We start from the raw sequence: 12,632 nt of genomic DNA on the forward strand, positions 1-12,632 counted from the left end.
GAGGTAATTATGTCTGATGCGCTTCGCCTCATGCTTGACCGTTATATATCAGTGCAACCCAAAGCGAATAAATTGAGTTTGCCGCTTGATCGTAATCTTGGTGATATAACCCGCTACACCTATGTGTTTGCTGACTCATTACCGTTGCGTATGGAGCGTTTAGCTGTTGTTCGGCCAAGCGCTAACGTATTGACTTTATCCATAAGGCAGCCGTTAGGGACTGTAGCCCCAAAACTGTATTTTATATCAAGCAGCTTGCCACTGCCTTTGTCTGTATTATTTAGCGATCAGCCTGCACCAAACGAACTGCCACTCAATATGAGTCGTAGGCTTGGCACAGTGGTTGGAGTGCCAATAGCACCGCCTGTAGATAATGAAGACGTAGCACTAGCAGTTAATGCTACAGCAGATATGTCGCCTACAGCATCCGCTGCTGTGACAATAGATGCGGACAATGATGTAGGTGTAGCAATTGTAGCAGTCGCAAATATGGCGCCTACAGCAAGCGCTTTAATATCTGCCGAACAGATTGCTGTTGCAATTGAAATTGCTGCAACAGCGACCTTAAACCCTACAGCGAGCGCTACAGCAAGCTACGACTCTAATAACCCTAGTGTCGGTATGTTGAACGTATCTAGTAATATACAGGACGCAAAATTACAAGGTGTTGGTAGGCAGTCAGGTTTTGAGAATAACGCTAATTTAGCAAAGTCAGTTAGTGCTGATTGGCAGCAATCAAAGATAATTAGCACAAATAACCAAGCGCAATTTGAATCTAACGAGCAGTTGATATCGAGTAGGCAGCTATCATTTGAGCAATCAAAGCTGATAGGTGATAGCAGCAAGCAAGGCGCTGAATATCAAACATTTATTGCCAGTAAATCTACGCTAAAAACCGAGAACGCAAAGCGCATTAGTCATAGTAATTGGTATAGCTTTGAGGCAATGGCTAAGCGCCAGATTGATCGAACGCTGGGCGCTGAATACGCTGAGTTGATAACAGACAGGCTTGATACGTCTAGCGACTACAATCGACTGACTGCACTTAGCTATGATCTGCGTCATGAGTTTGCTCGGTTGCCGTACTCCAAACTGCGCTATGTGCCGCCGCCATTATCGCAGACCGTCATCTTAAAAGAACAAGTTATTGAGGGCTGGGAGTGCGGAACAGGCGCATTACGCCACTATGTTTACAATGATGAGCTTGCGCTACCCATGCACAGACGTATCGCTGATAGGGGCATATCTAGCAGTTTAGCTATGCCGTTATCAATGCCTCGTGGTGTTCTTGAGTTATCAGCTGAAGATGCTGATGCAATGGAAACGAGGCCATGCAAACGCAAGACACTAGGCGTCAATACTACGCTCGATGTCGTTACGTGCAAACCTAAAATGTTTGGCAAGGCGTCATCGGTTGCAGTAAACGCACAATCAATGATCAACGCGACTGCATGGCTAGAGTTACTAATTGGCGAGAAAGGCGAAGCCTATAACAAGGGAGTTATATTCGTGACAAACAGTGTGTCATTAGTGCGCTCAGACGATGGGCGTGAGATTAAGATGTTAGGCTTTAGCGTGGGCATTGATAGTAACAGTTATACATGGTCGTTTAGTGCGACTGTGCCGCTGTCTGAGCTGTCAAAAGTCAATACGGCATATGAGCAGCAGATAGGCGTAGAGTTTACCTGTAACGGCAATCTGTGGCGATTTATACTTGATAGCTGTGATGATAGCGTGTCGTTTGGTGAAAGTTCATTAACGATCAAAGGCAAGTCACGCGCCATGCTATTAGCGCACCCATACGCTACGCATCGTGGCTTTAAGTACGACACAGCTATGAGCGCAAGACAGATTGCTGAGGATGAGTTAAACCGCTTTGGCGTACCGTCAGGGTTTACGCTTGATTGGCAGCTTGCAGGGGTTAACGGTTGGAATATACCTGCCAATACTTACAGCTACTCAAATAAAACGCCTATTAATTCACTGCAGTGGATAGCCGAAGCAGCAGGTGGGTTTATCAATGCTCATATGAGTGAGGATATTATCCATGTACTGGCTCATTATCCAATACCATCATGGGAATGGGCAGCGCAGACACCTAGTATTGAGTTGCCAATGTCGCTTATCACCAGTCGCAGTCGGGGCCGTGTCAACAAGCCTGCATACAATGGGGTGACAATATACGGTGAGAATGACGGCGGTATCGCCGCTCTAATCAAGCGTACAGGTACGTCAGGCGGTTATCAGCCGCCAATGGTTACGAGCGACTTAATGACTGACCAAGACGCTGCTATTAGCCGCGGTAAGATGATACTGAGCGATACTGGTGATATTGGTAATATTGATATATCAATGCCGCTAGTTGCTGATGTAGGTGTATTATTGCCTTCCACGTTGGTTGGTGTTAATGATGGCGAGTCATGGATAGGTAAGGTTAGCGGAACGACCATTACTGGCAGACTCAATAGCAATCGAGCACTGGAAATTGAACAGGTTGCTGGGTTTGAGCGTCATTTCGATAAGGAGTCTGTCTAATGGCTAGCGGTAACCTATGGCAGTTATTCAAAAACGTGACAGAGCAAGGTGCTAAGCAATTGGCCACTGTCATTGATCGTAATGGCTCAAACTATACCGTCACCATGCAGGGCGGCGGCAACACCATCGTACAATCAAGTGCAGCTTACGAGCTGCAATCTAAAGTATTCATACGTGATGGGCAGATAGTCAGTGAAGCACCTGATTTACCCTTTGTTGAAATAGAGGTTTAGTATGACAGACAAAACAGATAAAGTGATCCGCGTCGCTGATACTGATATTACTATCAAGCGCGTCAAAGTTAAAAACTTAAACGAAGTGACACGGGCATTTACACCTTTTGTCGCTGAGTTTGAGCGTATTGTAAAAGCAAATAAGGGACTGCCTGAGAGTGAGCTACTAGCACTCATTGGCAGCTACACGGATGAAACGGTCATACTGGCATCGGTACTAACAGACCAAACGCCTACCTTTTATCGAGAGCTTGAGCCGCTTGAAATGCTCACAGTGATGCAGGAGGTCGTCGCCCATAGTGGCGATTTTTTTATGCGTCAGATTTTCATACCCCTAAAAAGTCTGGGAGCACAGTTAGCCTTACTTGGTTCGACAGCTTACTACCATTCTACAAAATCGGACTCAGAGAGCACGATGTCTTAGATATGGCGTTTGGCGAATGGTGGGAGTTATCCAAGGCGCTAGCCAAAGATAAACAGCAAAGCATTAAGGATATGGCTATTGCAATGCGAGTATCACAAGCAGACGCGAAAGGTTGGAAAGAGTTTATGAAAAGCTAGCGTAACAATGCTTAATCAACTAAAATTGAGTAAATTAATAATATGATGTAGGCGGAGAACATGGCTAAGGTTGTCGAGCAGAGTCTGGCGTTTTGTCCGAACTGTCAAAAGAAAACAATGCACTACAAAGAGACTAAGAAGTTAAGTTGGCTCATGCACCTTGTTTTAATAATTATTACGGCTGGTTTGTGGCTTGCGTTTCTTGTAATAACAATGATTTGGCATATGTTTACTAAAAAGATTGGTGGTAAGAGAACTTGCTCACAATGCGGTTTGGATCACTGAATAAAATAGAGGTAATTATGATAGACATAAACCGCATGACGTTGAAAGAATGGCCTAAAGCTCACGAAGTTTGGGGTGATGATGGCTTTGAGCGCATCAATAAATTGCTAGATAAAGCTGTGCATTTGGTTGGCAGAAAAGCACCAAATGAGGTTGCACATTATGCTGGACTATCTGAAAATAAAAGTAAGACGGGTAAAACACCAGTCGTTTTTATCGATTGCGATAGTTTGAACCGCTACCACATTAGCGAGCGTCATATTAAAGATGGCAAGCTGCCAAAACCTGATAGGGCAAGCGCCTTTAAATAACAAAACGAATAAATCAACAAGCTCACTTTAATTAGTGGGCTTTTTTTATGCCCAAAATTTGAGGTGCGCCGTATGGCAAGTGATTTAGATTTTAACGTGCAGTTGCGCGTACTCAACGAAAATTTTAACGCGGGTATTAACCAGGCGCGTGATAAGTTCACAGAATATGCCCAGTCGGTTGAGCGCAATATTTCTCAGATGGTCACCGATACTGAACGCGCTGACAAGATGCTTACTGATCTAGGTAATGTTGACGCCAGTCGCTTAACGGCTGAGCTAAAAACAACAGCCGATCAACTAAGACAGATGGGCGCAGGTGCCAATTTATCAGGTGACCAAATTGAAGCAGCAATGCGTACAGCAGCGCAGCAAGTAGGTAAACTTGATCAAGAATTGGTTAATGCAAGATTGGAAGCGACAAGGCTTGGTCAGACTGATGCATCACCTGAACAGATAGAGCAAGCAACAGCTAGCGTTGCTCGACTTGAACAAGAGCTTAACGAGGCGAAATCAGCCAGTACAAGCCTTGCAGGTGAGTTAGCAGGTGCAATGAATCGCGCTAGTACTACAGCTGACGGTGCTCGCAATGCTATCTATAAAATGGCTAACGTGCGAGTGCCCGAAACCATACGCGGTGAGATTGACCAGATTAGTCGCTCATTAACCAACTTTCAAAACAACTCTGGTCGCCCTGCCGCTGAAATTGAAAGAGTAACAAGATCCGCACAAGAGCAAATCAGACGGCTTGAGCAAGAGTTGCGCGGTGTCGACGATCAAGTACAGCGCACAGAGGCGGGAACCAAGAAGCTAAGCGGTGGTGTTAATAACCTTAAGGGTGCATTTGGTAGTTTGCAGGGGATATTGGCAGCGGCTGGGCTTGGTATCGGGGTTGCTGAAATTATTCAGGCAGCTGATGCGTTTGTATTGCTTGAAGCTCGTATCAAGATTGCTACTGGCGAGGGTGTCAACTTCATCACTGGCTTTGAGGGTGTTAAGCAGATAGCTAACGAAACATTCTCAAGCATTGCCAATACGGGTGAATTGTTTGCACGTATTACGCAAGCATCTACCACATTGGGCTTGGCTCAGGGCGAGATACTGTCAGTTACCAAGACGATTAACGAAGCAATTAAACTATCAGGTGGAACGGCTGCAAGTGCGGACGCGGCTATCATTCAGCTTGTGCAAGGTTTGCAGTCAGGCGTATTACGTGGCGAGGAATTTAACTCTATCATGGAGCAGTCACCGCGGCTTGCTCAAGCAATGGCTGATGGTCTTGGTGTGACTCGGGGCGAACTACGCAAGATGGCAGGTGAGGGCAAACTGACATCAGAGGTTGTCATTGATGCTGTACGTTCGCAGACCAAAGTTATTGAGGATGAGTTTGCGACACTGCCTGTCACGTTTGGCGACTCCATACAGCTACTTAAAAACACCATGTTTGAATTTGTTGGCAGTTTAAATGAGACCGTCAATCAATCTGGTCGAATGGCTGCAGCTGTTCAGTATATTAGCGATTCAATCAAGGATATTGACCCATCGACAATTGCAGCGGTAGAAAATCATTTTGATTCGCTATTGGTAACGCTTGGAGATACCTTTTCGGCAGTCAAAGATATTTATAGCGCTATTAGTGATATGACCAGTGCGTTAGCTGGCGGCAATGAGGATGTAGGTTTATTTACTCGACTATTAGGCATAGCCTCTGTTAGTTTGGGCATTATGAGTGACGGCTTTAAAGGCATATCTATTCTAGCTAACAGTGTTTTTGGCACTATATCTCAAATAACAGGTGGTATCTTAGAAGGTTTCTCAGCGCTCAAAGGTCAGACATCGCAACGTGCTGCTGAGTTATACCAGTTAGCCGATGAGCTGCACAAAAAGTCTGAACAGCAGATGATGGATTTTGAGTCATCGTCTAGCAAAGCATGGACTGCGATGAACAAGACCGCTCAAGAAAAATCTGAGGAGACAGTCGCAAAACTTGTCGCTGGTTACGACGAAATGCAGGCCAAAGGCTCTTATACGGCAGAAGCCCTAGAAGAGCAATTTATTAAGATTGCTGCTGCTAAGATCGCCCAAAACGATAACATCATTAGCGATGATATGCGCCTTGAGCTAGCGCAGCGCGAATTACAAGCTACATTCAGTGAGACTGGTGAGTTAATCATTGCATCAGCAAACGGTGTGCAAGCGGCATATCTTGGCGTTGGCGAGAGCTTTGCAGAGGTAGCAAGTGCAGCAATAGCTACAGGTAAGAGTGTTGCTGACTCTTTAGCGGATGCGGTGCCAAAAGCGCAGACGATAGGCGCAGTTGATGACATTATCAACTCGCTAACAGCGATGTCAGCGACAGGTAAGATCACAGGGCAAGAATTGGCGGCAGGTATCAATCTTGCTAACGAACGCTACAAAGAGATTGAAAACAACTTTGCAAGATATGCAGCTAAAAGCATCGCAGATAACGGTGGTATCGTAACGTCTGAGCTTGAGAAAGCAGCAGCATTGCAAGGCTTGGCAGTGCAAGCAGATGAAACAGGTAGCGTGTTAGTCACACAGCTTGATAGATCTACTCTTGCAAGTAGTCGCACCAAAGAGCAGATTGACGAATTAGCAGGTGCGGTGGGTATTGGTCTATCTAAGGAGTTTATAAAATCCAGTGCTGGACTTGACGAGCTGATCGATGGCTTTGATGACTTAACCGATGCGGGTTATGACGCAGGCGATGCGCTAGTTGGTGCACTGACTGAAATGTCTAACAAGGCTAGCAATACAGCCGAGATAGAGTATGTCATTGAAAAATGGAATGAGCTAGGCAAAGAAGGCAAGATAACTGGTCAAGAGCTTGCAGACGGCCTTGACCTATCGCGCAATAAGCTTGATGAACTGACCGATGGTATTAACAGCGTTGCAGAAGCTTATGGTGTACTAGGGCTGAAAACTCGTGAGGAGCTGGCTAAGCAAGCAGGTGCCTTCACTGAGTCATACGATATCATCAAGAAAGATGGTAAGGCCACAGCGCAGCAGTTAGAAGAAGCTTTTGAGAAAACAGCGAAATCAAACATTGCTGCCAATGGCAACGTAGTTGATGCTGTCACTAAGCGTATGGCAGCTGAGCGCGGTGTTACTGTTGCAGTTGACGAGCAAGGCCGCGTCACATTTGAAAAAATGGGGCAGGCAAAGACGGCAAACGATAATGTCACTCGCTCAGTCAACAACATTCGTACAGCCTATGACGGCATATCTAGCAGTGCAGGAGGCGCAGGTAATACCATGGTGCGTGCTGCAAATGAAGCAGCGTCCGCTTATGACAAGCTACAACAGAAAATCAAAGACGTTAAAGAGGCGCAAGCGGTTGCCAATGCTGATGAAACATTAAACAACCTCCGTATTTATGGCCAAGAGGAAGCACCAGTTGAGGGCAATCAATTTGGTAGTCGTTTAAGTGTTGAGAACTTCTTGAAGTCGCAAGGGTTGTCAGAAGCTCAAGCGATTGAAGAGGCAAGAAAACTGTACTCCAAACAAGGAGCATCAAGCGGTGCTCTAGACTTCGGCAAATTACAAGGTTTTACTGAAGGTCAAACACTGACAACAGCCGACCTTAATCGCTATAAGTCAGCATCAATGTATTTAGCTGAGATTGCTGAAAAGGCCCGTCAAGTCGGCCGTCAACAGGACGGTTATGAAGCGGCAAGGACAGCGACGGCTCAAATCACAACGCAAGAGTACAATCGTTTTGATAGCCAACCGAGCTCAAGCAAAACAATTCATGTTAATTTTCAACTTGGCGGTGCAACGGCATCGATGAGTATGCCAGAGAGCCAAGAAGCATCACTTACAGCTCTACTGCAACAACTACAAGACAGCAAAGCAATAGCAGGTTACTAGCCACTCACTGAGTGGTTTTTTTATGTCAAAAATTTGAGGAGGCGTTATGCCACAGAACACACCGTTTCTAGAACTAATCATACTAAAGCTGATGGTATTCCTTCCAAAGGTATTCGCAGCTGTCATCGGTGCAATATTTGGATTGATGCTGTCAGGCGACATCGGCAAAGACGGCAAGATACAAGTAAATATGTCAGTGATAGTCAAGTTTACTATCGCTGTTACAATCTCACTATTCGGTGGGGCAGCGCATATTGAATTTATGGGCTATCAAGATTATAGCGTGATGACGCAAGGCGCAATCATGCTAGTCTGGGCAGTGTTTGGGATGTTGGCAATCGGCATTGTTTATCAAGCGATTGCGCTATGGCAGGGCAAGACACTTACAGAAGTGATCAGAGAAGTAAAAGACGCAGCGTTTGCAATCTTCGGTAAATAATAATCAACACTAAATACGGCCCCAATTTGGGGCTTTTTTAATGTCTGAAATAAGGTGAGATACATGCAAGAATCTACAATCAAAAACCTACAAGCGACAATGAAACTGCACGGTTTCTATAACGGTGACGTTGATGGCACATGGAGCAATCAAGCTCATGCAGGATTTTATGCCATGGCGGAAGCTGCTATTCATTGTAAAGCTCATAGCGATAAAGACGCTGTGAACAAAGAGGATAAGCCAGTTGAGCCGACAGGTAAATACAATTTGTCTGCAAATTCACTAGATCGATTAATAGGCTTGCATCCTGATTTGGTAAAAATCGTTGAACGAGCTATCGAAATTACAGATATTGATTTTAGTGTAGGTGAAGGTCTGCGCTCAATCACACGGCAAAAAGAGCTATATCAGCAAGGTGCTACCACGACAATGAATAGCCGTCATTTAACTGGACACGCTGTAGACTTAATTGCACTTGATGAAGACGGCAAAGTTTCGTGGAATTGGAAATACTATCATCTGTTAGCCGTGGCAATGAAACAAGCTGCCAAAGATGTAGGCGTGTCGATCGAGTGGGGTGGCGATTGGAAGACTTTTAAAGATGGTCCGCACTACCAACTACCGTGGTCAAAATATCCAAAGTAATCATATATAAGCCCCGTCATTAATTTGGCGGGGTGTTCTTTTGTGTCTATAGTTAGCACATTACACCATAGCTTGTGATAAGAGGTTGAAACAACTCAGCGCCACAGAAATTACTGATCATAAAAAGGACTGTTAGTATAATGATTGATAGACATACAGCCCACATAGTTAAAGTTAATGGCCAATTTGTTAAATCTGAATGTCCGCAGCGCCTACAACTTAAATCAGAGCGTCTTACCCTAGTGTCGCACTTTGGACATTTTTTATAATCAATAAACAATTTAGCCTCCCTTTTAAATACTTATTTCATGATAGTATATACGGGTTATTTTAAGTAGACAAATGTTTGTTTAAAGTATATATGGTACTAATGGCTGGATTCGAATTAAAGAATTAAAAATATAGTATTAATGCTATTTATCGTATCTAGCCTTTTTTGAGACTATCTAAATAATCAGCCCACGCCTGCATCATTTCACGACGCTCATCTAGAAAGATGGTCCTATTATAAGCCCGACCATGCATGTCTCTGACATTGTGACCTAACTGCATCTCAACCAGGTTCTCAGGATATTTGAGTTTCTCAACAATCAGCGTCCGCGCAGTTGCCCTAAATCCATGTATCGTCTGCTTGGTCCCGTCATACCCCAGTCGCTTTAAAGCCTGATTCATTGTATTTTCGCTCATCGGTTGTACGGTTGTATGAATAGCAGGGAATAGATATTTACTGCGAGCGTGTAGTGATAGATCGTGTATTATCTCAATGGCTTGTGCCGGCAATGGCACTATTAAGGATAGACCAGTTCGTCTTTGAGTTTTACGAGGTGTAAAAGTCCAAGTCCCTTCATCAAGATCGAAGTCATCCCATAGCGCATAACGTAACTCGCCAGCGCGCACAAATAGCATCGGCATTAATTTGATGGCTGTGCGTACTTCAAAGCTACCCTCATAAATATCAATGGCGTTCAGCAAAATTCCTAATTCTTTTGGATCAATAATAGTAGGGTGGTGCTTTGTTGTTGGAGCCTGTAATGCTCCTATTAAGTCTTGAGTTATATCACGCTCACATCTGGCAGTCTGCACACCATACCTAAACACTTGGCCCGCAATAGTTCGCATCTTAATTGCTGTCTCATAGTACCCTTGCGCCTCTGCGGTTCTACATGCCTTCAATACGTCAATCGGCTTGATATCAGTGATAGGTATTTCACCAATGTGCTTATTCAGACGTTTAAGCTGTCTATTGTTATTTGTGATAGTGGCAGGGCTTACGTTACGCTTACGGCTCATATAGTCCTCTGCTACGGCCGCAAACGTATTATTAGATAGCAATTCTTGCTCGCGTTCATCATCAATTTTCTGTTGCTGCGGATCGATACCTTGTGCCAATAGTGCGCGTATTTCTGATCGTTGCTGTCTCGCTTGTGCCAAGGTAACGTCAGGATAAAGTCCTAGCGTCATAGTCGCGTGTTTCTTGGTAATTGGCCTAACATAGTTCATTCGCCAAGATTTAGCCCCTAGCTTTGTGACATACAAATACATGCCGCCACCATCTGCAAGCTTGTAAGCTTTGTCTTGTGTTTTCGCTTGCTTGACTTGCGTATCAGTCAAAGCCTTAATGGTTTTGGCCATTTTAAAGGTATCCTGTTTAAAGGTATTTTCGGATACCTGCTAGAATACCTTTAAAACAGTGTTATGGAAAGGTATCCTACGTTGTGTAAGGTTATGATGTGATATGTTGAGACATCAAAAAACCCCACAGCGTATAGGCTATGGGGTTATATGATAACTTATGATAATAATTGATGGTGCGCCCACCAAGACTCGAACTCGGATCGATCGCTTAGGAGGCAACTGCTCTATCCTGTTGAGCTATAGGCGCATTATGGAGTGACATTGTAGAAAAAAGCAGTCATAAAAGCAATCAACAAAAGATAAATAAAGACAATTTCTTCTTACTCACCATTGCTAAGCGCGTCAGTGACATCTACAGCATGATCGCCTGATGCATTTTTCGCCTGTGAGGTTGGTTTAAATAAGTCATTTACACTGTTCTTATAACCACTAATGTTCTGATAATCATATTTTTTTAGTATATCTTGACCTGTGCTCGATAGTAAAAAATTACGGAAGTTAATAGCAGTTGTATCGTCTGTCAGGATGACACCTTCAAGCGCTTGTTCATCTTTTAGCGCATAGTTAAAGGGATTTAGAGTGTGTATCTTTTTATCTTTGTTATGCGCACTATTATCACTATTTTTATCAGAGGCGTCATTTGTACCAGCATCCTCAGTACTTTTTTGACTTTGACCATTTCTATCTTGTGCCTGTTGCAATTCTGACTGTAGGAGTGATACCCGTTCTGTAGATAGGCTATCGTCATTGGTAATAATCATATCTGTATCAAAGACAAAGTCAGAGAGTTTGTCTTTGGTAGAAACACTACTTGGTACTGTAAGAAGGTCGTGAGAGGGGACATAGCTCGCTAGCACTTGCACGTGCGGATAACGAGATTCAAAGCTCACAATGATATCGTCCAAAGGTATCTGTAACTTCTCCTCTGCTCGAATGTATAAAACACTGTCAGCAATCTCTCTTGATTCATCACCTTTCGTACTAGGGTCTGCTTCACTTTCACTTGCCATGATTGGCAATGGGTCTGTGTTTTTTCGATTACTGGTCCACAACCAAATAAAGACCGCGATAAAGATTGTGAGCAGTAGCATGATTAGCCCAGCCAGCAGTAGTTTGTAGTCTTTCATATATTACTGCTCTTTTATTATTAGTTGATTCATAGCAAAGTTTATATACAGGGTGGTATCTAGTTTTTAAAGCTTTTGTTCTAGTACTTCATCGGTTAATTCAGCCAACATGTCTGCAAAGATATCCGTGTCTGCAGAAGGGGTAGATACTTGTTCTTCATCGACTTCACCATTTTCATCAGTATGACCACTGGTTTGGCGATCTGTTAGAAGATCAGATTGGTCGTTTAATACCTTTGCAGCAGGTGTAGTAGTTTGATGCGCTGCTAACGGCGATTCACCGGTTAATAATCTGTCTTTTAACCATCTAAACCCATGTGCCTCCCACCATGCTTCGAAACGTGGCAACGTGCTACCACGTACTGCTACAGGTAGATCTAGCGTTCTCAGTTTCTGCGCAAGGATAGGGTCGCTGATAGCTTGATGGATGCTCAAATAAAGTGAGCTGCTATCATCCGTATAGGGTCGTCTGTTTTGCCATGATCTGTCATCGATTTTCATACGTGGCAGTTGCCACAACTCACCGCGATAATACACGACGTACAAGCGTTGTTTTGGATGGACAAAAATGGCATCAATGGGACGCAAGGGCATAATATTAAGTAATCCCGTCAATAGAAAGTATTATTTAGATACAGGTTGTAAAGGCCAATTTAAAAACCACAATGAGATTATTTCATAGTAAATATGAATGATAGTATAAAACGACACTAAATGTCGCAAGCTTATTATAATATCGGCATTTACACTAGTAAACGATAACCATCAATGGCACACTGATAGCAAATTTGGCAAGTCAACGTTATCAATGGATATGCAGAGTTTGCTACTATAATTGTTTTTGTTTACGGCCCTCATGCTAGCAGAAATGCATCATAGTAACGACCATCAAACATGGATTGATGAGTATCGATTTTTGTTTTGTATTGACGTTTTATAGCGTTTTTGACATTGGATACAGACATCTCATCTA

At 43.7% G+C, this 12,632-nt stretch carries 11 protein-coding genes and 1 tRNA gene; 8 read left to right on the forward strand and 4 right to left on the reverse strand.

What is annotated here, in order from left to right; translation table 11 throughout:
- Positions 1-9: 9 nt before the first annotated feature.
- From B2863_RS01015 to B2863_RS01050, 8 genes are all read left to right on the forward strand, one after another.
- The gene (locus tag B2863_RS01015) at positions 10-2,535 is read left to right on the forward strand and encodes a hypothetical protein (protein ID WP_296206896.1); all 2,526 of its coding nucleotides are present in this window, start codon (positions 10-12) and stop codon (positions 2,533-2,535) included.
- Positions 2,535-2,768 carry a hypothetical protein gene (locus B2863_RS01020; protein ID WP_296206898.1) on the forward strand — a complete coding sequence of 78 codons (234 nt, stop codon included), beginning with the start codon at positions 2,535-2,537 and terminating at the stop codon, positions 2,766-2,768. Before B2863_RS01015 ends, B2863_RS01020 begins: the two co-directional genes overlap by 1 nt.
- Before the next feature lies 1 nt (position 2,769).
- Positions 2,770-3,192, forward strand: a complete 423-nt coding sequence (locus B2863_RS01025; protein WP_296206900.1) for a hypothetical protein — start codon at positions 2,770-2,772, stop codon at positions 3,190-3,192.
- 2 nt (positions 3,193-3,194) lie between these two features.
- Positions 3,195-3,329: a hypothetical protein gene (locus B2863_RS01030; RefSeq protein ID WP_265089082.1), complete on the forward strand. Its 135-nt coding sequence runs from the start codon at positions 3,195-3,197 to the stop codon at positions 3,327-3,329.
- 302 nt (positions 3,330-3,631) lie between these two features.
- Positions 3,632-3,925: a hypothetical protein gene (locus B2863_RS01035; RefSeq protein ID WP_296206901.1), complete on the forward strand. Its 294-nt coding sequence runs from the start codon at positions 3,632-3,634 to the stop codon at positions 3,923-3,925.
- A gap of 72 nt (positions 3,926-3,997) precedes the next feature.
- On the forward strand, positions 3,998-7,813 hold the full coding sequence (locus B2863_RS01040) for a tape measure protein (protein ID WP_296206902.1): 3,816 nt from the start codon (positions 3,998-4,000) through the stop codon (positions 7,811-7,813).
- A gap of 46 nt (positions 7,814-7,859) precedes the next feature.
- Entirely contained in the window at positions 7,860-8,252 is a 393-nt protein-coding gene (locus tag B2863_RS01045; RefSeq protein ID WP_296206903.1) for a hypothetical protein, read from the forward strand.
- 63 nt (positions 8,253-8,315) lie between these two features.
- Positions 8,316-8,897 (forward strand): M15 family metallopeptidase, encoded by a 582-nt coding sequence (locus B2863_RS01050; protein WP_296206904.1) that lies wholly within the window; start codon positions 8,316-8,318, stop codon positions 8,895-8,897.
- Between the two features lie 426 nt (positions 8,898-9,323).
- On the opposite strand, the gene B2863_RS01055 is transcribed toward B2863_RS01050, so the two are convergent.
- From B2863_RS01055 to B2863_RS01070, 4 genes are all read right to left on the reverse strand, one after another.
- Complete coding sequence (locus B2863_RS01055; RefSeq protein WP_296206906.1) at positions 9,324-10,529, reverse strand: tyrosine-type recombinase/integrase; 1,206 nt, start codon at positions 10,527-10,529, stop codon at positions 9,324-9,326.
- Positions 10,530-10,703: 174 nt separating this feature from the next.
- Positions 10,704-10,779: transfer RNA gene (locus tag B2863_RS01060), tRNA-Arg, on the reverse strand.
- 73 nt (positions 10,780-10,852) lie between these two features.
- Entirely contained in the window at positions 10,853-11,659 is an 807-nt protein-coding gene (locus B2863_RS01065; RefSeq protein WP_296206908.1) for a hypothetical protein, read from the reverse strand.
- A gap of 66 nt (positions 11,660-11,725) precedes the next feature.
- On the reverse strand, positions 11,726-12,253 hold the full coding sequence (locus B2863_RS01070) for a hypothetical protein (RefSeq protein WP_296206910.1): 528 nt from the start codon (positions 12,251-12,253) through the stop codon (positions 11,726-11,728).
- Between the last annotated feature and the right edge of the window lie 379 nt (positions 12,254-12,632).

The organism is Psychrobacter sp. UBA3480 (genome assembly GCF_002377945.1).
Classification (GTDB): domain Bacteria; phylum Pseudomonadota; class Gammaproteobacteria; order Pseudomonadales; family Moraxellaceae; genus Psychrobacter.